The following is a 24,352-nucleotide window of genomic DNA, read 5'->3' on the forward strand; positions in this document are numbered from 1 at the left end:
ATGAAATTATTCACTACATTAAGCATAAGTGCAATTTTAGCACTATCTTTAAATGCAAAAGAATCTACAGCAGTTGTGTCACTTCACAATAAAAGTGATATTGAAAAATCCTATGTTCAATCTGTAATTCCAAATACAAAATTTACCAAATATGAAAAATCAAAAGAGCTTGAGGGCTACTATAAAGTTTATTTAGATAATGGGCAAATGCTTTATGTTAGTCCTTTTAAAAATTTGATAATTTTCGGCGAAATCTGGACAGCTTCAGGGCAGTCTTTAACTCAAAACGATGTTAAAAATTGGCAAGAACATTTACAAAATGAACAAATTAAAAGCATTTCTTTAGAGCAACTAACTAAAAATGCTCTTGAGATGAGTTTTGGAAATGGAAAATCAAAATATGACTTTGTAATTTTTACAGATCCAGAGTGCCCATTCTGTAAAAAAGCAGAAGATTTTTTTGCCACAAAAGATGTGAGGCTATATATAAACTTTCTACCTTTAGAAATGCATCCTAATGCAAGAAATATGAGCCTTCAAATATTAAGTTCAAGTGACCCTAAAAGCACCGCACAAAAAATTAAAAACCTTGAGCTTGTTGATGTTGAAATAACAGATGTGGCAAAAAATAAACTTTCAAAAATGGAATCTTTAGCTCATAATTTAAAAATCACAGGTACACCTAAAATATTTGTTATTGATAATGATAAAAAGAAAATCATTGATGTAATTAATGGTGCAAATATTCCTCAAATAGAAAAGTATTTTAACTAATAAGAGCAGTAAATGAAAATTATAGTTTTGCTTATAGCTTTAATTGTAAGTGCATTTGGAAATATCGAGCAGTATTTTTTAGAAGCATCAAAAAAGTACAACATCAATCCTAAGATGTTGTACTCAATAGCAAAGGTTGAAAGTAATTTAAACCCAAAAGCATTAGCAAAAAATCGTAATGGAAGTTTAGACATAGGTTTGATGCAAATAAATAGTGTACATTTGCCATTTTTAAAAAAATATGGAATAGAAAAAGATGATCTTTTTAATCCAAAAATCAATATATATGTGGGTGCTTGGGTATTAAGAAGTTGTGTCAATAAACATGGAGAAAACTATAAAGCTCTTAATTGCTACAACGGAAAGGTTCATAATAATAATTACTACCAAAAGGTTTTAAAGAACTTTTATTCTTTAAATTTTTTTCCTCAAATTAAAAAAGAGGACATATCATGAGTCGTATATTTAAAATATTATTGTCGCTAATTATTTCTATAAGTTCACTATTTGCAATAAATTGTGGAGACTATGATGGAGAATTCAAAAGCTATGGTAGCCATTACTATGCAATAAGTGGTAACACTATGGATTTTGAAACAGCAAAAGGATTTGCAACTGCAAATGGAGGATATTTAGCTATCCCAAACAGTAGTGGCGAAAATAGTTTTATTAAAGATATGATAGGTGCAAATTCGCAAAGTTGGATTGGGGTATATGATCCAAATAAATCAACTAATTATTGTTTTGATACTACTTGTACAACTAAGTATGATAGGAGCAGATTTCAAACGGTTTTAAATACTACATTATCTTATTCAAATTGGGATTCTATGGATATTTCAAATTTAGTATATTCTCAAGATTCAAGTAATATTGGTACTTCAGATGGCACAAGAGTATTAATAGAAAATCCAGGTGAATATTATGTATTGATGTCTGGAACAACAGGAAAATGGAGAGATTATGGTCCTCATTATAATAATCCATCACCAAAATTTAGTGCTGTTATTGAATTCGATACTAAACCTACTTGTTATGAAGCACCATCTAATGTTGTTGAAGAATTTTCGGGTAGAAAATGTAATACGCAGATAAAAGACAGTGAAGTTTTAAGCGGTTCAGCTTCTTTGGTAGATTGTCAAACAGATACAAAAGGAACAGAGTATTGTCCTAGTCAAATGGCAGAATGTGCTCAAGAGTGGGATTATGAAAATGGTTATAGTGTTGAAAATACAGGAACAGCAGAAGACTATACTCAAAAAATTTGTGATGGAGTAATGATAAATGGAATTTGTTATGACAATAGCGTAAAAGATGCAACAAAGGTAACTAATCTATCTTGTGTAACTAAATCAATATTATGTGCTCCTGGTTCAGACTCATGCTGTCATATAGACATTACTTGTAGTGGAAATAGTGCAACAATAAAATATTATGATTGTTGTCCAACACAAGGAAGTTTAAAAAAGACTATAGATATTGCTGATGCGAATCAGTTTCTAAACGGCATTTATTATCAACCTTATACAGGCTCTCAAGGTAGAGTAATTTGTAATTCTAGCGGGGCATGCTCTATTTATTTTCAAAATGCATGGTGTGGTGGAAGTGCAGTAGGCGACCCTTATTTATCAAATACTTTTACACTAAATACTTCAGATAGCTATGTTTGTGATGATAGTGCATATGTTAATGGTTCACAAATAAGTGCAGACCCTACAAAGTGTTATAAACAAAAAGCTCTAACATGTCCTTCTACACATCCAAGTGTACAACCTGATGGCACTTGTAAAAAAAGTGTTAATTACACATATTATACCTATGTTTGTTCAGATAGCCAAACATCTCAAGGTTATAACTTTATACCACAAAATACAGGTGGAGATTGCATCTCAAGTAAAACTGATCCAAACACTTCTGCTGATAATTCATCAACTCTTGATGATGCATGTAATAGCTCAACACCACCCGTTAATAATTGCAAAAGAGAAAAATTTACTTGCCAAGTTAGTGATGATAGACCGTGTTCATTGGTTGACAATAAATGGCAATGTAGTCCATTTCCATGCTTTGGAATGACAGATTTTGAAAATGCAGGCTCTGTTCAAGGCTCTAATGATACAAATAATGATGGGTGGACTGAAGATGGTAATTGTGCAGGAAATATATATATTTTTAGTGGACAAGATTTAAGATGTAGAAGTTGGGATGCACTTTACAATCTTAGTGGACATGCTTGTTGTGGTGGCTATGAAGATACTTTGTGGGGACTTGTAAGTTGTAAAGATGATGAGAAGCTTTTAGCTAAGAAAAAGGATGCTCAATTATGTAGAGAAATTGGGGAGTATTGCTCCAAAAAAATCAAATTAGGGTTTGCCAAAATATGTGTGCAAAAGAAAAAATCATATTGCTGTTTTAATAGCAAGCTTGCAAAAACAATCGTAGAGCAAGGGAATATTCAATTAGGTCGTAATTTTGGAAGTGCAGAATCACCAAATTGTCAAGGCTTTCAAGTAGAAGATTTTGAAAAATTAGATTTTTCTAAAATGGATTTTACAGATGCTTTCGATTTACCTAGTAGTTCAGACATCAATGGAATTATAAGTGGGCTAAAAAATCTAGGTAACAACATATCAAAATAGGAGAAATTGAATGAGTACATCAAATAATAGCGGACAAGGGTTTAGACCTGATATAAATTGGACTGATACTAGTGCATTTAACAATCAACATAACAGGCAAAAAGAGAAAGGTGTATTTAACAAATTATCTTTATTTGAATATTTGTCACACCTTCAAACATTATCAGTGCAAGAAAAAGTTGTAACAAATAAATTAGATAAGGATTTATTTACAATAGGACAGTCACTAAATGGGTTTGCCTTGGGCTTTAAAACTGGGCTTTTTATGAATATATTGATTGTTTTATATTTGGCTTGTTTTTATGGATTTACATCTCAAACTCCCCGAATTAGTGTTTTAGCAGATACTTTTTTTATTAATATATGGGTTGTGTTGATAATCGTATTAACTATGTGGCTTGGCTCGTATTCAAGATATGTTAGTGGTGAAGTTACTAAGAAAATGATTACAGTACTTTTTATGGGGAAAATGACATCATCTATAGTTTCAGGAGTTTTAATACTCTTTGGAGTTTATACTTTAAAAAGTATTCTTGAAAGTGGTGAATTTGAAGAATATATATCCTATCTTCATCTTGATATAACAGCCATATTGCAACACTATAATCAAGCTATCTCAATGTTAATTTTTCAAGTGGTAGTTTCATCTTTTTTAGCACTAGTAATGCTCAAATTTAGGAATTATTTTACTTCCGGAGATATGAAAGATACATATGAAAAGTATTAAACCTTGTTGTCAAAATTTTAAGTACTTAAATATCTTAAAAGAGTATTTTAAAGGGCAATATAATCAATATATTCAAGAAAAAGAGCAAGAATATAAAGAGTTTATTGAAATTGGAGCAGGATTTGATATTAATGATTTAGAACAAAAAAATTTTATACCTATAAAAATGATGAATGCAAATAGAAAAGGGCATCTGTTTTGTTTTGGAACAACAGGAAGTGGTAAATCAAGACTTATTGAAGTGATGGTTGAGCAAGATATAAAAAATGGTCATAATGTAGTAATTATTGATCCAAAAATTGACAATGAGCTAATTAGTAGAGCATATCAGTCTTGTGTACAGTCAGATAGAATGAACGATTTTATGCTATTATCGACTGTTTATCCAGACATTTCTATTAAGATAAACCCACTAGCTAACTACTACATGGTTGATGAAATTATAAATCATACAGTTGCTTCAGTACCTGCAAAAGATCCATTTTTTTATTCAATAGCTCAAGAAACAACAAGTGCAATTGTTTATTCACGATTGATTCAAAAAAAAGAAAATAGAGATACTACTCCTTTAACTTTTTACGATATTTACAGCTATGCAAGTCATGCAGGACTTACAAAGTTAGAAACAAGTCTAAAAGCTATAAAGCTTTCTCCTCGATATGTATTAGAAGATGATTTGGAATTGGTTTTAAACCTTTTACACAATGTATTATCTTCGCCTGTTGAGTATTTTGGAAAAGTTACTACAACACTTAGAACAACTCTAACTCAACTTACAATAGGTAGCGTAGGGCGAGTGATAGGGCATGGTAAGCCAAATGCATTTATTGATAAATTAGATAGTGACCAAGGAGTTGTAATGTATGTTCAAACTCCATCAATGTTGTCAAAATTAAATAGTGATACTTTGTCTAAAACAGTCTTGTCTATGATTCAAAGCTCAATTGGTAGAAGAAATGTTGACAATAGACCTTTTCTTAAACCTTTATCAATCTATATTGATGAAGCTTCTAATTCACTCTATATGGGAATTGAGAATTTATTTAATAAATCTCGGTCAGCAAATGTGATGATTAGTGCATTTTCTCAAAGTTTTGCAGATTTAGATGATGCAGTTGGTGAAGAAAAAGCAAAAATGATTTTGGCAAATACGAACACAAAAATTTTTTTAAAACTTGTTGATATTGAAACAGCTAAAAGTGTTGCTCAATATGGAGGCGAGAGCATACAATTTTCATCGTTGATTTCAACTCAAAATCTCATGATGAGGGAAGATAAAAAAGAAATTTTAGAGCCAAGAATGTTTTTAGATTTAAAGCCTAGAGAATTTTTTTATTTTGGTTTTGAAGGTAATTACAAAGGTAAGGTGCAGCGGGTTGATGGTACAGAGATTAAAGTTGTAATGCCAGCTCAAAAAACATCAAGGTAACAACATGCTGTATTACTTTATTGCCTTTGTGTGGATTTTATTTTTTTCATTAGTTCTAGGAAATATTTTTCATTATTATGACCACGGAACTTTTGGCATTAAAATTTTTCAAAATATTGCTTCATTTCAGACGAAGCTGATTTTACTATCTATAGCAATCATTTCTTTCTTAACACTTTTTATTGTGATACAAAGAAGATTTTTTAAAAATAAACTAGATAATAGAGCAAATTGTCAAATTCAATTTGTTGATATGGAAAAAATCTCAAATATATGGCTTGATAGAAGTGATATAGAAAGAATAGAACAAAATAAAAAAAACTCACTTACAAATAGTTTTTATGAATCAGGTATGGTTAAAACAAGCGTTCTTGATATTGTGTTTAATTACCGTATTAGAAATACAGACATTATCAAAGACTATATAGTAGAGTATATAAATGCCTATGATGAGAATGAAATAGAAATTGCGTGTGTTTTGTTAGCAATGATTGAACACCATGGAGATGTGCCTAGTGTTGTCAGTTTATTTGATAAAGATAATGAAAAAATAGAACTTGAGAAAGTTTCTATCACAAATAAAAAGAATTCATATCAGATACTGAAAAATATTAAATTGGAGCAACATACACTAAATGTTGTAAGACATATATTTGAAATGGGTTTAAAAAGTGATAAGAGCATGGTAAATATTCAAGCACCTAAAATGCTCATTGCTGCATTGAGTCATGACATAGGAAAAATAACAAATTTTAAAACATTAAATAAAATTCATCACTTAAATTTAGAAGAAAAAATATTTGCGACACAGCATCATGAATTTATTAGTGATCTTATTTTAAAAAATAAGTTCCCATCTTATAAGTCAATAGATTTAATTTCAGAAGTAGTGAAATTTCATCATCTTTCTATTGAAGATACTGAAGAGAACCGTGTCATTTATAGTTTAGGAACACTTTTAAAAGAAGCGGATTCTAGTGCAAGAAAACAAGAAATTAGAGAGTATAGAGAAAAAGAGACAAAAAAAGACAATTCTGAATCAGATAAAAAAAATGAAGAGGATAATGAAGAAGAGGATCAAAGTTCAGAACAAAAAAGTAGTCAAGATTATTATGATGATACACCAATTTTAAATCAGAAAAATATCCAAATTTTAAAACACAAGATATCTAAAACACAAAAGATAAAAAATGAAGATATTGATGAAAATGAAACTAATGAAAAAAATCAACAAACAGAGGAGGATGATATGCAAAATAATAAAGGAATGGGAGAATTATCGTTAGGTGATCAACTCATAATAGACAATTTTAATGAGTTTACTTTCAAGTCGTTATTAAAACAAAACCTAATCAGTGTAGAGGAACTGCCACAAGGACGAAATAGATTAAATTCTATAGCTAGTAAATCAGGAAAATATGTATATTTTCAATTTACATATTTTAAAAATGTAATCAGACAAGTTTTAAGTGATGGAGATGAATTTATAAAAATAACTGATAAAAAAGTTATACCCGTATTACAAGCTCTTACAAATAATGACATTATCAAGTCTCAAAAAATTCTTATAAGCAATGCTCCTATGGTATTTTCTCCAAGACTTGCTCATACTACTTATCGAATGGAGAGTAAATATTTAGGCTATAGCGAAAGTGAAATGAAAATGTTACAAAGAGCTTCAAGATATTTTCATAATGCAGAAACAATAAGCGTTTAGGAGGATATATGAAGTTTAATACATCACAAGCAAAAGAACTCCACCAATTGTCATTATTTACAGATGTAGTTTTCGATAAAATGTATAAAAAGCTAGGACAAAATGTTTCAAATGAAGATATTTTGCTTTATCAACAGAGGTTAAATGAGATTTCGACAGATATATACAATCTTCTTATTGAAATGAGTGAAGAATTTGAAATAAAAAGTGTTATCCCAAAATTAGAAAAATTTCAAATATAATCACAAAACAAAATAAGTGTTGTATTATTTCACTATCTTAATTATGAAGGATAGATATGGAAAATACAGCACAAAAAAGAGATGCTAGTTTCAATCTTACAAAAAAATACATGCCAAAACTGATGTGGCTTACAATTATTGTATTCACTAATGTTTTAACTCTTTTCCTGTACGACAGATATTTATCTCTTCATATTAAGACTGTTGATATGCAAAAAATTATTCAAGATCCCATTACAGTAAAAAAATTTCTAAATAAAGAGATGAATGAGAATCAATATGCAATTACTTTGCAAAAAAATTTGGAAGTTCTTGAAGCATCTTTGAAAAGATTTTTAATTGATGAACCAAATACATTATTTCTAATAAAAGGGGCAGTAATCGATGTAAAAGGTTTTAAAAGCAATAAAATAGTGGATATTACTGATGAAGTTTATAGAGACATTCAAATACATTCTCATAAGTAGATTTTTTTATATTTCATTATTGTTTTTAACACTTTTCCCGCCGGTTTACAAGAACTTGCCAATTAGAATTGATTACACCCTTGATTCTTGTTTGCCTCAGAGTGTTTGGATTACATATAAAGAATTTAATCCCAGTGTACATAAATACATTTTATTTGTACCGAAAAAAGATTCATATACTCAAAAAGCAAAATATTTATTGAAATATGTTGGTTGCAAAAGTGGCCAATATTTGGAGACTAGAGGTCTAAATTACTATTGTGATGGGAGTTACATTAGTACCGCTAAAAAAACAGATATGGCAGGCAAACCATTGTCACAGTTTATATTCAATGGTTTTATTCCAAATGATAAATTCTTTGCAATAGCTACACATCCATATGCATATGACAGCAAATATTTTGGATTTGTAGATCTATCACAAATTGAGAGAGGAGCATCCCCTGTTTTCTAAAATATTTTTGATAACAATTTTATCAAGTGCAGTGTTTGCAAAAACATATTCTATTGTAGAAAAAAGTTTTATAGATGAAGTAATGGAAAGAAAACCCCTTATAGAAAAGAATGCAAAAGAATATGTAAAAAAGCTAAAAAACGACGCACAAAATATGTCTGGAGAATCAACAATAAGTGCAACAAAAAGCTATGTTTATTATATTGATCCAACATATACATTAGAGCAAGATATACCAAAATACAATCGGTATGGTCAATATGAAGGAGTTTTATATAAAAAAGGAACTCAAGTAAACCCAATCAAATTTATTAAAGCTATTCCACCAGATATAGTAATTTTTAATCCTTGTGATCCTGATGAAAAAAGTTTTGTACAAAATCTTAGAACTACTAGATATAAAGATAAACATTTTTTAGCTACATCAACAATGTGTAAGGCAAAAGAGCTTGTTAAAGATGATTTAGGAAAGCATGCTTTTATGTTGACAAAAAATATAAAAGAGAAATTTAAAATCAAAGAAACTATCAGCATTGTTAGTGTTGATAAAAGTGTTAATAAGATTAAAGTAGAGGTATATAATGCTAAAAAAAGTAAGTAAGATTCTTTTAGTCATTTTTTCAACATTTCAACTTGCACATGCTAGTCCAAATGCAGCTGCTTGTGAAGCTGCAATAGGAGGAGGAGCTTCTTTAGGTATCGTTTTAACAAATATGATTACTACGGTTTATAATCTTTTACCAATACGATTTGCAGGTATTCCATTAGGTGTTTCTACAATGGCGGAAGATTATGCTGATGTTTCAAGTCCTATATGTGTTTGTCCTGATCCATTTCCAAGAATAGGATTAACACTATCATTTTGGGAGCCTTTTGCAACAATGGATGTAAGTGGAATATCGAATTGTATCCCATCTTTAGGAGTATCAATTCCTCTTCCAGGATTAGGTAATAATTTTCAAGCAGGAACTCCATCAGCTCAAGGAGCAAGTAATAATGAGAGTTATCAAGTTACATACATCAAATATCCATTTCTCAAATTAGCTCAGTTACTTGTAGATGTAGCTTGTTTATCACCAGATGCTAGTGTGGATAGTTTATACCCAACTTCAATTGATCCAACATGGCAAAGTGATAGTTGGTCAATAATATTAACTCCGGATGCATTGTTGTTTACTAATATGTTTGCTCAATTTGCTTGCATAGCTGATAGTGTTGCTGCAAACTTTGGTTTTCCATTAGACCCTCTTTATTGGTGTATTGGTTCATGGGGGAATATTTTTCCATTGGGTTCATCAAATAGTGGTGTAGCAAGTGCAGATAATGCAATGGCAGCAGGAGCTAGAATGATATTTAAAATGCACAGGGAACTAATCTTATGGGGTAGTTTGGGCAATGTCGGATTATGTGGTAAATATCCAATGCCAATAATGAGAAAATCAGCTTATGCACTTTATCCAATTTATCCATTAATGCTATGGCCATTTAGAACACCAATTGGAAGAAGTGGAATGATATGGGCACACGGACAAAATACACCAGGTGTTAATAATCATGTTTGGACAATTATGACTTACAGAAAAAGGGATTGTTGTGTATTCTAAAATAATTATATTTACACTATTTATATGTATAAATGCTTTTGCAGATTTTTATGATCAGATAGAAAAAATTGATAAAAAAAGGGAAGATCTATATTTTGATATGAATAAAACCCTTAAAAAACCTGATACAAGTATCTATAAAGAACAAATTCAAAATGCCATGAATGGATTGCAAGATAGAATTAACTCTTATGAAACTAAAGTTTATGGCGGAGCAACAAAAAAAGAGATATTTAGCAATATTCAAACTTCTTTAAATCAAAATGGTGGTCAAAAGATAGATATTAATATTGAAGATTTTATATCAAACAATAGAATATATATATTTATGAGTAGTTCTGTTCCACTTTCTATATGGCATGAATATGGTTTGTTTTTGGATAAAAATAAATTGAGAAATGGTTCTTTACTTTTAAGAGGTTGTATTAATGGTTGTGAAAAGATTATGCCAACAATGGAGTTTCTAAAAAAAGTTATTGAATACAAGCCAAATGAAAAGATGAACCCATCTATATTATTAGACCCCTTGTTGTTTGAAAGATATGAAATAAATGAAGTCCCTTGCATTGTATATGCAAAAGATGTTTCTTATCTGAATAAAGGTTTTCAAGGGAGTGAAGGTTCAAAAGAGGAAGTTAAAACAGGAAAAATATATAAAAGTTGTGGCGATTGGAATATGCTATATCATCTTGAGGAATTAGAAAAACAGTCAAATGATATTTCATTAACAAAACTAATCAAAAAACTTAGAGAGCCTAAATAATGAAGTGGATAAGTGTTTTTCTTTTAATATTCAGCACATCATTATTTGGTGCTGATTACACTGTATATTCATGGGGGTATGGAGATATATTAGGCGAAACATTACAAATGATAGCCTTTTTATTTCATTATGATGATTATAAAGATGCTTGGAAATTAACATTGTCATTAGCACTATTTGTAGGTGCAATGGCAACAGTTATACCTAATTCAGATATTTTAAAAGTACCAAAAATATTTTTGCTTTCTACAGGTGTATGGTCAGCCTTTGCAGTCGCTCAAGTATCAATTGAAATAGATGATCTAACAAATACTGGCAATAATAAAGTAATTAATGGTGTACCTTGGGCAGTTGGATATCCCATGAGTTTGATTTCAGCCCTTGATTATAAGCTAGGCCTTGCATATGAAAGTGCTTCTTCAATACCTGCAACCCTTAGATATACAGATGGTGGAATGATGTTGCCATTGAATTTATTTAACTCATCACTTAGCTACAAAATCACAGATACAAGATTATCTCAAAATGTTTATAACTATTCAATAGAATGTGCATTACCAGATTTTGATGATGGTATTAAAGATTATGATTTAGCAATGCAAAGTAATGATTTATGGTCATATATGGGAGGAACTAATCCAGCAGTCTTAGTGGAATATATAAAATCAGATGGTACAAAAGAGGTTAAGAGCTGTACAGATGCATATTCATCAATTAATTCAGATATGACTACATATTTTTCCGCAGGTGGCAAAGCAATGCAAAATTTAGCTACACAAATGGGATTTGGTAGTGCTGCTGCGATATCTTCTAAACTTGGAACAACACATCAATGGCTTCATGGTGCCACAGCTTCAGCAAATACTATGTTAATGCAGAATGCTTCAATAAATGCTTTTAATGGAGCCTTTAAAAGTTATGCAGCTATGAATGCTTCAAACTCAGAAAGTTTAGCAATGTATGCAGGTAAAGCTGAAAGTGTAGCTAGTTCAAATATGATTGTTTCAGGGATATTAGGTTCTAAATACATCCCTGTAACAAAGGGTATATTGATGTCAGTTGTTGCTGGACTTACACCGATGCTAGCACTTATTATGTTAACACCACTAGCTTTTAAATCTTTTGTTGGATATTTAACAATGCTTATGTGGCTAGCAACATGGCATTTAGGAGAAATCATATTAAATCATCTTGTATCAGTTAAAGCTCAAGGGGTAATAGATGCTTATGCAGACAGCACATTAACTTCAATGACTAAACCACTAGTTGAGTCAACATCATTAGACTATATTAATATGATATCTTCAATGTATTGGATGGTTCCTACAATTAGTGGACTTATAGTTGGAGGGTTTTCAATGGGAGCATTAGCAATGATGACAGGAGGGATTACCGGAAGAGTTGCAAAAGGTGAAGCAGTAGGTAGTGAGATGGGTACAGGAAGTTGGCAAAGCGGTAACATTCGAATGGATAACACTATGGCAAACAAACATGACACTACATCGATGTTAGGTATGGGACAGGCATATAATATTCAAAGAGAAGGTTTTGGAGCAAACAATTTAACAACAACACAAGGCATGACAAGTCAATCGAATCAAGGTATGGTAAGTGGAGCAATGCAAGGTATTTCTCAGGGGCTTAATACGATTGCTGGACATCACGGAGGAGGTAATGTAGGAGCTAACTGGAGTGCAAATACTCAGGTAAAAAATAATTCTGATGGTTCATCATATCAAAATGGAACATGGACAAATGTTGGTACAGATGGAACAGTTACACAACTAAATGGAGCTATGACATTTGGAAAAAATGGAGAAATTTTAAGTGGTACAGGCATTAAATATACTTCAACAGATAGTTCAGGAAAAACTGTAAGTGGTGAGTTTGATTATAATAATGGTGAATTAACGCATTCTAAAATCAGAAATGAAAACGGTACAACAGTTGAAACAACCTACAATGGAGATGGCACTTCAACTCAAAATGTAACCACTTCTAGTGGTTCTAAAGGAACATTTACAATTGATGAAAATGGTAGAGCCAAAGATATTAAAAATGTTGATATGGCTCAAGTTAAGGCAACAGAAGAGTATGCTAAACAAAAAGCAGTTGAAAAAGCAACAAGTGGTGTCTTAACAGAAGCATTTAAAAAAGCATATACTCATTCAGATACAGAAGGTAAAGATACTTCTGTTAACGATACTACAGGTTATTCAAAAGACAATACAACAGCAAATGTGGCACAGGTATCTCCTACTTCTGGATTAAATGCATTCTCTGGACTATTTAAAGGTAAAGGTGGTTTTGGAGGAGCATTAGCTAATGCCACAAATATTGCTACAAAAGCAGTTGGAGTTACACTAACTGATAGCGATTCTATTTCTACAAATAAAAGTGGGCAATTAGTTGTAACAAATAAAGATGGAAAATCAGATACTTATCAACTTGATGATAGTTCTACAAAACAGCTACAGCAATTATATGCTCATAAAGAGAGTGAAGTAAGTGGTCAAAAGTTTTCAACAAATGAGCCTATTAGAAATCTATTTAAAGATGAGCAATCTAAAAATGCAAATGAAACAGCAGTTGAAACTCTTGAAAGGATGAATAGTAATATTTCTAAAACAGAAAGAGATCTGAAAAATGGAGTTATTGCTTCTAATCCAGAACCAAATTCTGTTTTTGCTAATGATGTAAAAGATGAAATTCAAAAAGTTGATGATGCAACAAAAACAGATGATCAGATTACTACTAAAGGAACAAGTGTAACTAATAACCAAAATCCTGAATATCAACAAGCAAAAAAAGATTTTTTAGGTAATTTAGCAAATGCTAGTAAGGAAACACAAGACGGTGTTAAAAAGGAAGCTGCTGTATTACTATCAGGAGTTGCGGCAGGTTTATTTGGTTCAAGATATGCCCCTCAAATTCAAGAAGCATTTGAGAAGAAGTTTTCCAAAGCTACAGATTTTGAGAAAGCTGTAAATGACATAGAACAGGCTACAAAAAAAGCAGAAACAGCAATTGAAACTGGTAAAGGAGGAGCAGGAACCAAAAAAGCCTTTGAAGACTTAGGATTAGGAGAAGCAGCAAAGAAAAATGGTTTTATATTTAATAATGATGGCTCAGTAGATGAAAAAGCAACTGCTTTTAAACAAAATGCATTAAAAGCTGAAGGAAAGCTTGAAGAGACTTTTGGAAATCGTCCTCAAGCTTCTAAAGGTGTTGAGCAAGTAGGTAGAGAAGAATTTACTAAGAGAATTGATGAGGCAATTACACATTCCAATGATCCAAAAGAAATTAAAGGACTAAATGCATTAAAACAAGATGTTATTGATGGCAAACCAATAAGTAATAAAAGAATGGCAAATTTTGGATTTGGTGCAGGTGCCCCTGTTGATGAACCAATAAAAGTAGGTTCAACTGTACAAGCATTTGATAAGGGACATTCGAATTATGGTACAGTAACAGGCTTTAACAAAGATGGAACAGCAAGTGTTCATTTTAAAAATAATGCTACTGGAAATGAAGCCACTGTAAAAATAGCTCAGGAAGATTTGAAGAATGTTAAATCAGTGCCTCAAAGTGGTAATTTTGATTTTAATAAAGCCGGTGCAAGTATTGTTGCTTCAAGTCCTGAATTAAAAAGTCAAGTTAATCCAAGTAATTCTACTCATACTCCATCTAGCATGCATGGAAATACTGAACCACACACTCCAAGAGCAGGAGGCTTTTTTAGTATGGTAGTATCTACAATTGGATTAACAGCTTTTGCCGGAGCTGCTGCAAATGCTGATGAAAATGTAGGTAAGTATGTTGAAGCAGGACTAAATTTAGCTAGTGGTGCAGGTTCATTGCTAATTCCTACACCCTTAGGGCAAGGTTCAGATTTACCACCAGTAAATTCGCCTGAAATGGAAAAATTTACTTCACAATTTAACCAACAAAATATTGATTTAAAGACATTGAATTCAGGCAATCAACAGACATATAATCCAGTAGGTAATATGAAGTATGATCCTGAACAAAAGTTACAGACTTACAACCCTACTCCAAATTATGATCCAGAAAAAAGTTTAAAGCAAGAAAGTCAAAGAATTGATAATATTGTTAATAAGAATAAAAAATAGATGGTATGTAAAGATAGAATTTACATACCATTTAATGGTGTGTAAATCTTGATTTTTCACTCCACTTTAGCTATACTTACTCTATGAAAAAACAAAAATGGATATGGGAGTATGATAAGTATCCCAATTTTAAGTACGATAAAGAAAAACTAGAACCACTGTTAAGAGATATTACTTATGAGCAAGGTAAACTAAAATCTTTTATGCTTTTGATGGATCAAGAGAGTACAAACTATTCATTAGCACAAACTTTAGAAAATGAGATTATTGCAAGTTGTGAAATAGAGGGCGAGATACTCAATCGCCAAAGTGTTCGTTCCTCCATCAAACAAAAACTTGGACTAGAGTCCCATGAACATTATAAGGCTCTAAGAAAAGAGGATAATTATGTAGATATCCTTATCGATGCTAACACAAATTATGATGAGGATTTAACAGTTGATAAACTCTTTGGTTGGCACCATGCGATGTTTGAAAAAGGGTATAGTGGATTTTCAAAGATTAAAGTAGCCCAGTTTAGAGGTGAGGGTGCTATGCAAGTAGTATCAGGTGACTATGGCAAAGAGAGAATCCATTACGAAGCACCGCCTCATGATATGCTTGAAGTAGAGATGACTAGTTTTATAAATTGGTTCAATGATGCTCCTACTACACTTGAAAAAGCTGCTATTACTCATCTTTGGTTTGTAATCATACATCCTTTTGATGATGGTAATGGAAGAGTTACAAGAGCACTAACTGATAGAGTGTTATCGAAATTAGAACAATCTACTTTTTCAAAAATCTATACCATGTCAAAGAGTATCTACGAAGATAGAAAAGGTTACTACGAAGCTTTAGATAAAACAACAGGAAGATTTCAAAAAGATGATCCACTAGATATTACTTACTGGATGGAGTGGTTTTTTAGAACTTTGCACCATGCACTGTTAGATGCTGGGAAACAGTTAAACTATATCATAGAAAAAACAAAGTTCTGGGATGCACATAGAGAAGATGATCTCAATTCAAGACAAATAAAAGTACTTAATCGACTCCTTGATATTGGAAGTGAAAACTTTAAAGGCGATCTTACAAAAGCAAAATATGTAAAAATTGCTAATACCGCCGAAACCAATGCTTCAAGGGATATTGCAGATTTACTTCAAAAAGGGTGCATCAAAAAAGTAGAGGGTACAATAGGAAGAGGTACTAGATATATGATAAATCATAATTAGTAATATACTTATTTAGTGTATTACTATATAAAAACATATACATTTATAGCAATTATTAATAGAATGAGACAGATATCTAATTTCCAAGTCCACCAATTTAGATGAATGCTTGAGTTGTCATTATTGTATGAATCATGAGTTTCATTTGACATTCCATGTGGATTGCCCATTACATCAATTCCATTGTGAGATGGTAAACCACTGATTGGATTAGTGTCATTTAACATAATTATTTTCCTTAATATATATTGTGTTTTGTAAGTATATAATCTTTTTTAACTCTTGTCAATAAATTGCCCTATTCTCTTCATTGTACTAGTAAATATATTTTAAATCTAAAAAAATGCTTTTAATTAATACACTATTATGATTATAATAGTGTATAATATAGAAAAATTTGTAAAAAGTAGGGGGATTTGATGAAAAACGAGTCGTTTGCACTAGAAATAGAACGATTTTTCGAGTATTTCGTAAATGAGTTAAAACTCACAAATAAATCAAAATACACCATCATCTCCTACAACACAACAATTAAAAGTTTCATAGAGTTTATAAGACAGTATGAAAAACCTCTATCTTTTGAAAATCTCAAAAAAATTGACATCATGAATTTTCTTGAATACAAAAATATGGTTTTAGAAAAACAAAGTGAATTAGAGATGAGTTCTAAAAAACTCTACATCACTCATCTAAAAACATTTTTTACATTTGTCAATGAAAATCTTGATACTGATATAAAGCTCTCTACTATTTTTAAGATCAATATAAAAGTACCTAAGAGAACCCCAAAGGGTGTTGAAAATAAAGATGTAGAAATTTTAGAGCATTACCTGGAGAATCTACAACTAAACAATTTTTTAAATATCAGAGCTTCATTAATATTAAAAATACTCCTATATTCAGGGGCAAGAAGAGGGGAGCTTGAGGTATTAAAAACAAAGAATTTCGTTGTAGACGGGGAGCTTTATATAATTCATACCATAGGAAAAGGAGATAAAGAGAGAACTTTATATATACCAAAAAAGTATATAGAAGATGAAATCTCTTACTACATAGCAAATGATATTGACTTTATAGCAACTACAAAATCTGGTAAAGTTATGGATGGTTCTCAAATATATAGATTTTTAAATAACACATATAAAAAAATTGGTATCAAATATAGTGGTGCTCATATTTTAAGACATACATTTGCAAAATCGATGATAGCTAAAGATGTTAATATTGTCACTGTAAAGGAACTTCTCGGTCATGCAAATATTCAAACAACAATGATATACACTAATCCAAATCAAAGAGAAGTGCAAAAAGCTTATTTAGATACTATGAAATAAGTATTTATACACTATTAAAGTGTAAAGATACTTATTATATAATTTATTTAACTGCGTCTTTAAGAGCTTTCCCAACTTTAAATTTTGCAACATTTGTTGCTGGTACTTTAACTTCTGCTCCAGTTGCAGGAACTCTTGCTATTCTCTCAGCTCTCATAGAAGTAGAAAATGTACCAAAGCCTATGAAGCTTACACTATCACCTTTTGAAAGGGTTTCAGTAATTGTTTCAAGTACTGCATCAAGTGCAGCTTTTGAGTCTTTTTTAGTTAGTCCAGATTTTTCAGCAACGATATCAATAAAATCATTTTTGTTCATATGAGTATCTCCATTATAAATTGTAAGTAGATTCTACCTAATTTTTGATATGTTTTAGCACAATTAAGAGCTTTGATTAATTTTTGTAATCATTTTATAGAGTATTTTAACAAATGATTTTGCTTCTTCACTATTATTGAATGTTTCAATCTCTACACTATCAGGAACAATAACGCAAGAAGGTTCAATTCCACAAATCATATCCACTGTATATTTTGCCAGAATAACTGATGTTTGTCCCTCTACAATATAATTATCACTATCTATTTCATTCACTGATATAGTAATAATTTTATCCATATTGACAAGCTTATCATGAATAGATAAATAATTATTTGCTAAAGAAACAGATGCATCAAGACTATTTTTTTTATATATATCTGTAATTATGTAGTTTCCAACCATCAATAATCACACTCTAAAAATTTTATTATCATCTGTAGCTAAACCAATTTCTACTGAGTTATTTACACTTATGACAACTAAGATTTTCTCATTAAAATCGTGAGTTGTAATTTGTGCACCTTTATCTAAAGAAAATCTTGAGCCTTTGTTTATACATTTTTCTGCAAGAATCCTTTTTCTTCGTTGAGAAATGCTGTCCATCATAAGATCAAGTTCGAAATGTTCTAAATTATCATAAGATAACTCAGTTAAAATAGCTTGTAATGATTCATTTTCATATTTAATTGATGTTTTCAAAGTATCGCCTTTATTGTTTATAATTAATAACTTCGATAGCCTTTTTTTAGTTTGGATGAGACTATGAGGTTATACTGTTTTTTGAGTTCTTCAAAAGACTTAAATTCCAAAAAATACTTTCTAGTGAATGTAGCATTTTGGAATGAGCCATAGTATATAACTAACAAGAAATCCCCAAATAGGGACTTCTGAGTTTCTAATTTATAGTATCTAAGTCTTTGTTTTACTTGTCTTTTTAGTTGTATCCTCATCAACTTTCGGTTCCTCTAGCTTTGGCTCATCAGGTTTTACAGTTTCTACTGCATCATCTGCTTTAGTTTGATTTTGTTTTTGATACAGATAACCTTTTTGTCTTGCCTCATCAATGATATCCTCAAAGAGTTGAGTCAGCTCATCAATCTTAGATGTAAAATATTTATGATCTTCAAGTGTTTTAACAGTTCTATCAATATCAGTTCTAAAACCACCAACAGTATCAAATCCCCTGATTCTTCTATTCATTGAATTCATCATAGTGTCAACAATTGTCGCTATGTTCATCAATCTAATAGTTGTTTGAGAGTTTGTAAATACTGTAGCAATTTGCATATCAGGCATTTTATTCATTTTAATGACTGCGTTGTACAAATTGTTTACGAATACCTCATTGGTATTGGTGCAAGCAATATCTTGTTTTTCAAGATATTTTAGTTTATCTGCAAGAGAGAGATTTTTTCTTTTTTGTTGTTTTTCTGCCATATTTATCCTTTTAAAGTATTTATGGCATTATAATATTTATATTGTATTTTGTGATTATTGTGAATTTCTACTTATCTACACAATCAACACCGTATTCTTGAGGGTTAATAGACAACCCATTTTTAATCTCATCATACATAAATGGTGATACTTCAGCTAGTATACCCTCACTTTGCTCATCTACAATACCATTCACGACATCAAATGCTAATAATACTTTATTATCTTCATCTACTCTAACAGTTGTATTTGTTTGTTTTATAAAAATTTCGTCCATTGTTAACTCCTAATATTTGTAATGTGATTTTATAGTATATATTGTATTTTGTCAATATAAGAAAATTTCATTAGATTTCAATTATAAATACACTTACCTCACTATAAATGCAAATAAGCTAGAATTTCATATCAAAAAATAGGTGCAATATATGTCAGACTCAACAAAAATTTATGAATTGAAAATTTCATTATCAGGTATCAAACCTACAATATACAGAACAATACAAATTGAAGAAAATAGAACATTCTTTGAGCTACATGCAGCCATTCAAATTGCATTCGGTTGGGAAAATTCTCACCTGCATATCTTTGAAATTGGTGATGATAGAATAGGGATGAGTGACTTTGATGAGTTTGAAGATGACCATACTATTGAGGAAAAAACTATAAGACTCTTTCAGACAGGATTAAATGAAAAAGATAAATTTGAGTATATATATGATTTTGGTGATCATTGGGTACACGAAATACAAGTTACAAAAATATTAGAGCCTAAAAAAACTTTCTATCCAAAATGTATCAAAGGTGCGATGAACCGTCCACCTGAAGATTGTGGAGGTATATATGGCTTTGAGGATTTCAAAGAGATTATGGGCAATAGAAAGCACCCTGAATTTAAAGAGATGAAAACATGGTATGGCGGAATGTATGATGAGGAGTTGTTTTTAAAAGACCAAATTAATGAAGATTTTAAAAGTTTTGATTCTATAGTTGAAGAGATGTTATTAGATTTTGAAGATTAAAACAGTGCCATAGTTAGGCTAATATAAGGAAAATATTTTGGAACATTTTAAAATTCAACTTTTTTCAACAAGTCAACTTGGTGGCATTCTTGATATTGGTTACGAAGCAAATCAAAGTGAAATTATTTTTGACTTATTAAATGTTTTTAATGCAGAATTTGACACTTCTAAACAAGAAATAAAAGCTGACTACAAACACAAAAATAGTGAAGAATTTCAATCAAGACTAGAAAATTTTATTTTTAAATATAAAAATATTTTACCACAAATACAACAGCTAGGTTCCAAATTTAAAAAGTTAGAAAAAAATGAATGGTTTTTTGTATTACCTGCAATTGAATTTACAACACAGCAGAAATATGAATTAGAGAAAGAACTTAATATACTAAATAATTATAATTCAAATATAAGTGAAGAAAAAGTTTTAGAAATATTTGGGTGCATAATGAATAATTATGAATTAATAACTTTTGATTTAGACAAAGATAGAAAAATTAAAATTGGTGAAGACAATAGAGATAAAAGAATTTGTAGATTTTGTAATAAAAAAAAGCCTGATGTAAAATTCAAAAAAGAAGCTCATGCAATATCAGAAGCATTGGGAAATAAAAAACTTATATTAAATGAAGAATGTGACTCTTGTAATGAGTTTTTTGATGAAAATATTGAAAGAGATTTTATTTATTACCATGATTTGGCAAGAACCATGTTTGGTATTAAAAATAAAGATAATAATTCTCCTAAAATGAAAGGTAACAACTTTAATTTTTTCAATGACGGGAACAATTTATCTATTGCTATTCTTCAAGATACAGAAAAAGATAATACAAATGAATCACCTAAACATATAGTTTTTAAAACAGGGAATAAAATAAAAATACAAAATATTTATAAATCTTTGTGTAAATTCGCGTTAAGTGTTATTGACTCAAAATATATTATAAATTTTGAAAGTACCATCAAATGGTTAAGAAATGAAATAGAAATTCAAAAACTACCTATAATAGGTGTCTGGCATAGCTACAAATTTTTTACAGAAAAACCTGAAATAACATTATATTTAAGAAATAATGATAACTATGACTTACCATATTTAATTGGAGAATTTAAATTCACATTTTACATGTACATATTTATTGTTCCACTCTCTAATCAAGATAAAAAAGATTTTCTGAAATATGATGAATATGAAAATTATTTAAAATGTTTTAAACAAGTAACTAATATTGGGGAGTTTAATTATGTTGATTTTTCAGATAATGAAGAAAAAGATTTGAACTTTAATATTAACTTTGAACAAAGGAAAGACTACTCCTAGTACAGAAGATGTGAACTTTTCTGTGAAGTCAAGTCAACCATTATTTAAACTTCTAAATTTTGGGACAAAAAATTAGAAAATGGGAATTTTTAAAACCCTCACAATAAGAGCTTTAAAAACCCCCAAATGGGGAAAAACTGATTAACAGTTTTTAAAAATCAAATAAAGTAGTTTGTATCGGATCAATATTTTTTCTAGTAAGCTCATAGGCTAACCTAAAAATCTCATCACCTTTGATACTAAATACGATAACTTCATTGCCATTATAGTCGCTTCGTTTTAGCTCATCAATACTTCTACCAGCAAGTTCTCTTGCATATATATTTTGTTTGATTGTAAGTTCAGGCAATTTTCCATCTCTATTGACAGATGATGAAAATCCATCGATACAATATCCACTAGAACCGCCATTGGAATCTAAGTCATTACTTTTCATAAAGCTCATAAAATCAGCTTTTAGATGCTTCCAATTTTTACATGTTCTAATCTTTTGAAGTAAATTATATTCCTCTTTTTTATACCAAAGCATCGATTCTAATGTTTCAACAACTTTGCTTTTAAGGATATCTTCATCACTAATCATATCTTTATAGGGTATATTAAAAAACTCTCTAAGCCACTCTATGAACTCTAAATCATAAAGTTCATATGAAGGCAAGTCTTTTTCCTCATACCAGTGATGCCCATGTGAATTAATTTTTCTACCATCAAACCAAAACCTATAATCGGTTTTTGCCTCAATAATCCAATGAGTATAGGATAAATCTACAGTTACATATCTATCTCTATGATATGGAACTAAATAGAGTCTGACTAAATTTTTTACCCTTGAAATGATTTCATAATCACTTAAAGCTCCATCTCTAGTCATCCATTTATATTCATCATCCCACCAAAAATCATCAAATCTTCCATGACCTTTTTCACTTGTAGTACCCCTTATAATGGCATCTTTTACAAGCTTAATCATCTCCTTATTTGTTTTTGGTAAATGCTCTCTGTAGTCAATATCTTGATAAGTTCCATAGGTATGGCCATTTAATGGACACAACTCAAAGAAACTAAATTTTTCTAATTGTTTTCTTTTGTATTTTTTCTCTTCAGCCCAGTATTTTGACCAACTTTTTTCTTCACCAGATTCAGGTCTAACTGGAGGTTTATCCTCAGTTGTCTCATCTCCAAATAAAGATAATTGAGCACTTTTCTTTTGCTTATCAAAATACAGAAGTTTATCTTTCCACTCTAGTATTTGTGTGCATACATGCTCTAGCAATTTTTCATGTCCACTGCTATACATCCCACTTGCATAGGCAATTTTAACCTGCAACCACACTTCATACTCAATAATGGTATCTCTTTTTTTAACTTGATTTTTTAAAGTGAGAACTCTATATTTTTCTAAATCTTCAAGTTCTACAAAATCAAAATAATCTCTCAGTTGGTCTAATTGTTTAATAGAAGAACTTTTTTTAGCTTTTGGAATTACACAACAGCTCATTTGTGTTCTCCTTTGATCTCTTGTTTTGTCTTACGATCAAAGTATTTAATACCATCAATAAAACCAATTTCAATAACTCTTTCTTTGAAAAATGCCTTTTGTGCATCTTCAATTCTATACTTATATGAAGTTGCTCTAGTTTGTGTTATTCTAGCCATGATATAGCTCCTTAGAAGTAATATCTAATTCATTGAGCTTTACCATAAACTCTAAAGAGTCTTGATTGGCAAGTGCAAGTTCATATATATCATCATAACTTGTACATTTATCAAAATGTATCTCTTCACCTCTACTATTGCATACTCCCTTATACACTTTTTTACTGTATGTTAGTGTATATTCTTCGGCAATTCTTTTATCAAATAAAACAGTGATAGTTCTAACTTCATCTCCAAAAACAACCACTTCTTGAACAACAAAAAGTTTTTGAATTGGGTTCAAAGGAATTGTTTTATATTCAAAACCGAAGTCTCTCATATTTCCTTTTTCACTATTACCTGATATTAAACGCTTTGCTAAGGTTTTTGGAGTAAATCCATTGATTTTATAATTTGGATATTTTGCAGCAACATCACTTGCTACTTTCACAGTAGATAAAAATTTATATTCTTTTGCAGACATATTTTCTCCTTAATATGTAATATTAAAGAGGTAGAAGTACCCTCATAAAGGGGTATTGCTACCCCTTTGTATGGGTTAATTAATCTTTCCAGCTAATATTTGTTACTTCAATTGAGTAACCTTTTTTTACCGTTTTTACATCAAACTCAAAACCAAAATCTCTAAGACTTTTTAATACATTTTGGATATCTCTATATACTCCCTCAATTACTCTCAAAGTATCATATTTAACTTGTTGAGAAAAATAAAATGCATTTTGAGATAGATTAGTTTGTACATTTATTGAAGATCTCCAAGAGTTTTCAACAGCTTTTTGTGAAAGATGATGTAAAAAATAGAACCTAAAATCATTTGCAATCTTATATAGTTCAAATTCTGATGTTAAATTATCCATGAATTCTCCTAAACCAATCACAAACTCCGTTAGGTTTTTTTACTAGCACATAGCCATTTTTATATGAATATGTACCAACTCCATAGATACCTCGTGGTATATCATTATTATCCATTTTGCACCAAGTACCAGGTACATTATCGTTAACAGCTGCCATTGAATCGGAAGCTATAACATTTTGCTTTGTCGTTAAGCCTTTGTCATCTTCAAGAAGTAGTGTAAATTGAAAAGTTTCCACTTGCA

The 24,352-nt window shown here is 30.4% G+C and carries 27 protein-coding genes; 17 read left to right on the forward strand and 10 right to left on the reverse strand.

Annotated elements, in window-relative coordinates; translation table 11 throughout:
* The 15 genes from AC6H33_RS11110 to AC6H33_RS11180 all read left to right on the forward strand — a co-directional run bounded on the left by AC6H33_RS11110 (position 1) and on the right by AC6H33_RS11180 (position 17,500).
* Positions 1-774, forward strand: coding sequence for a DsbC family protein (locus tag AC6H33_RS11110; RefSeq protein WP_497606059.1), 774 nt, complete (start codon positions 1-3; stop codon positions 772-774).
* A gap of 12 nt (positions 775-786) precedes the next feature.
* Positions 787-1,230 (forward strand): lytic transglycosylase domain-containing protein, encoded by a 444-nt coding sequence (locus tag AC6H33_RS11115; RefSeq protein ID WP_151029545.1) that lies wholly within the window; start codon positions 787-789, stop codon positions 1,228-1,230.
* Positions 1,227-3,413 carry a conjugal transfer protein TraN gene (traN, locus tag AC6H33_RS11120; RefSeq protein WP_497606060.1) on the forward strand — a complete coding sequence of 729 codons (2,187 nt, stop codon included), beginning with the start codon at positions 1,227-1,229 and terminating at the stop codon, positions 3,411-3,413. Before AC6H33_RS11115 ends, traN begins: the two co-directional genes overlap by 4 nt.
* 10 nt (positions 3,414-3,423) lie before the next feature.
* Positions 3,424-4,140, forward strand: coding sequence for a hypothetical protein (locus tag AC6H33_RS11125; RefSeq protein WP_497606061.1), 717 nt, complete (start codon positions 3,424-3,426; stop codon positions 4,138-4,140).
* Positions 4,127-5,569 (forward strand): type IV secretory system conjugative DNA transfer family protein, encoded by a 1,443-nt coding sequence (locus tag AC6H33_RS11130; protein ID WP_497606062.1) that lies wholly within the window; start codon positions 4,127-4,129, stop codon positions 5,567-5,569. Before AC6H33_RS11125 ends, AC6H33_RS11130 begins: the two co-directional genes overlap by 14 nt.
* Before the next feature lie 4 nt (positions 5,570-5,573).
* On the forward strand, positions 5,574-7,286 hold the full coding sequence (locus AC6H33_RS11135; RefSeq protein ID WP_497606063.1) for an HD domain-containing protein: 1,713 nt from the start codon (positions 5,574-5,576) through the stop codon (positions 7,284-7,286).
* Between the two features lie 8 nt (positions 7,287-7,294).
* Complete coding sequence (locus AC6H33_RS11140) at positions 7,295-7,528, forward strand: hypothetical protein (RefSeq protein ID WP_041135062.1); 234 nt, start codon at positions 7,295-7,297, stop codon at positions 7,526-7,528.
* Positions 7,529-7,584: 56 nt separating this feature from the next.
* Entirely contained in the window at positions 7,585-7,995 is a 411-nt protein-coding gene (locus tag AC6H33_RS11145; protein WP_445696832.1) for a hypothetical protein, read from the forward strand.
* Positions 7,955-8,449, forward strand: a complete 495-nt coding sequence (locus AC6H33_RS11150) for a S26 family signal peptidase (protein WP_497606064.1) — start codon at positions 7,955-7,957, stop codon at positions 8,447-8,449. The genes AC6H33_RS11145 and AC6H33_RS11150 overlap by 41 nt, the downstream gene beginning before the upstream one ends.
* 31 nt (positions 8,450-8,480) lie before the next feature.
* Positions 8,481-9,050: a hypothetical protein gene (locus tag AC6H33_RS11155; RefSeq protein WP_497606065.1), complete on the forward strand. Its 570-nt coding sequence runs from the start codon at positions 8,481-8,483 to the stop codon at positions 9,048-9,050.
* Positions 9,031-10,053, forward strand: a complete 1,023-nt coding sequence (locus AC6H33_RS11160; protein WP_497606066.1) for a TraU family protein — start codon at positions 9,031-9,033, stop codon at positions 10,051-10,053. Before AC6H33_RS11155 ends, AC6H33_RS11160 begins: the two co-directional genes overlap by 20 nt.
* The gene (locus AC6H33_RS11165; protein WP_497606067.1) at positions 10,043-10,816 is read left to right on the forward strand and encodes a TrbC family F-type conjugative pilus assembly protein; all 774 of its coding nucleotides are present in this window, start codon (positions 10,043-10,045) and stop codon (positions 10,814-10,816) included. Before AC6H33_RS11160 ends, AC6H33_RS11165 begins: the two co-directional genes overlap by 11 nt.
* On the forward strand, positions 10,816-14,949 hold the full coding sequence (locus AC6H33_RS11170; protein ID WP_497606068.1) for a conjugal transfer protein TraG N-terminal domain-containing protein: 4,134 nt from the start codon (positions 10,816-10,818) through the stop codon (positions 14,947-14,949). Before AC6H33_RS11165 ends, AC6H33_RS11170 begins: the two co-directional genes overlap by 1 nt.
* 83 nt (positions 14,950-15,032) lie before the next feature.
* Positions 15,033-16,166 carry a Fic family protein gene (locus tag AC6H33_RS11175; RefSeq protein ID WP_497606069.1) on the forward strand — a complete coding sequence of 378 codons (1,134 nt, stop codon included), beginning with the start codon at positions 15,033-15,035 and terminating at the stop codon, positions 16,164-16,166.
* 419 nt (positions 16,167-16,585) lie between these two features.
* Positions 16,586-17,500, forward strand: coding sequence for a tyrosine-type recombinase/integrase (locus AC6H33_RS11180; RefSeq protein WP_497606070.1), 915 nt, complete (start codon positions 16,586-16,588; stop codon positions 17,498-17,500).
* Between the two features lie 43 nt (positions 17,501-17,543).
* On the opposite strand, the gene AC6H33_RS11185 is transcribed toward AC6H33_RS11180, so the two are convergent.
* The 5 genes from AC6H33_RS11185 to AC6H33_RS11205 form a co-directional block, all read right to left on the reverse strand.
* Entirely contained in the window at positions 17,544-17,816 is a 273-nt protein-coding gene (locus AC6H33_RS11185) for an HU family DNA-binding protein (RefSeq protein WP_497606071.1), read from the reverse strand.
* Between the two features lie 63 nt (positions 17,817-17,879).
* Entirely contained in the window at positions 17,880-18,221 is a 342-nt protein-coding gene (locus tag AC6H33_RS11190; protein ID WP_497606072.1) for a hypothetical protein, read from the reverse strand.
* A 6-nt stretch (positions 18,222-18,227) separates the two neighbouring features.
* Positions 18,228-18,518 carry a hypothetical protein gene (locus AC6H33_RS11195; RefSeq protein ID WP_497606073.1) on the reverse strand — a complete coding sequence of 97 codons (291 nt, stop codon included), beginning with the start codon at positions 18,516-18,518 and terminating at the stop codon, positions 18,228-18,230.
* Between the two features lie 210 nt (positions 18,519-18,728).
* Positions 18,729-19,256 carry a hypothetical protein gene (locus AC6H33_RS11200; protein ID WP_497606074.1) on the reverse strand — a complete coding sequence of 176 codons (528 nt, stop codon included), beginning with the start codon at positions 19,254-19,256 and terminating at the stop codon, positions 18,729-18,731.
* A gap of 67 nt (positions 19,257-19,323) precedes the next feature.
* Positions 19,324-19,533 carry a hypothetical protein gene (locus AC6H33_RS11205; protein WP_497606075.1) on the reverse strand — a complete coding sequence of 70 codons (210 nt, stop codon included), beginning with the start codon at positions 19,531-19,533 and terminating at the stop codon, positions 19,324-19,326.
* 151 nt (positions 19,534-19,684) lie between these two features.
* Between AC6H33_RS11205 and AC6H33_RS11210 the strand changes: the two genes are divergently transcribed.
* Positions 19,685-20,278, forward strand: a complete 594-nt coding sequence (locus tag AC6H33_RS11210) for a plasmid pRiA4b ORF-3 family protein (protein ID WP_497606076.1) — start codon at positions 19,685-19,687, stop codon at positions 20,276-20,278.
* A gap of 37 nt (positions 20,279-20,315) precedes the next feature.
* Positions 20,316-21,596, forward strand: a complete 1,281-nt coding sequence (locus AC6H33_RS11215) for an HNH endonuclease (protein WP_497606077.1) — start codon at positions 20,316-20,318, stop codon at positions 21,594-21,596.
* A gap of 151 nt (positions 21,597-21,747) precedes the next feature.
* Here the strand turns inward: AC6H33_RS11215 and AC6H33_RS11220 are convergent, their stop codons facing one another.
* From AC6H33_RS11220 to AC6H33_RS11240, 5 genes are all read right to left on the reverse strand, one after another.
* Positions 21,748-23,094, reverse strand: a complete 1,347-nt coding sequence (locus AC6H33_RS11220) for a hypothetical protein (protein ID WP_497606078.1) — start codon at positions 23,092-23,094, stop codon at positions 21,748-21,750.
* A complete protein-coding gene (locus AC6H33_RS11225; protein ID WP_216081138.1) occupies positions 23,091-23,252 on the reverse strand; it encodes a hypothetical protein in 162 nt (53 codons plus the stop codon). The genes AC6H33_RS11220 and AC6H33_RS11225 overlap by 4 nt, the downstream gene beginning before the upstream one ends.
* Positions 23,245-23,715 (reverse strand): hypothetical protein, encoded by a 471-nt coding sequence (locus AC6H33_RS11230; RefSeq protein WP_497606079.1) that lies wholly within the window; start codon positions 23,713-23,715, stop codon positions 23,245-23,247. The genes AC6H33_RS11225 and AC6H33_RS11230 overlap by 8 nt, the downstream gene beginning before the upstream one ends.
* 79 nt (positions 23,716-23,794) lie before the next feature.
* Positions 23,795-24,109, reverse strand: coding sequence for a hypothetical protein (locus AC6H33_RS11235; RefSeq protein ID WP_151944449.1), 315 nt, complete (start codon positions 24,107-24,109; stop codon positions 23,795-23,797).
* Positions 24,102-24,347: a hypothetical protein gene (locus AC6H33_RS11240; RefSeq protein ID WP_497606080.1), complete on the reverse strand. Its 246-nt coding sequence runs from the start codon at positions 24,345-24,347 to the stop codon at positions 24,102-24,104. The genes AC6H33_RS11235 and AC6H33_RS11240 overlap by 8 nt, the downstream gene beginning before the upstream one ends.
* Between the last annotated feature and the right edge of the window lie 5 nt (positions 24,348-24,352).

The organism is Sulfurimonas limnophila (assembly GCF_059705345.1).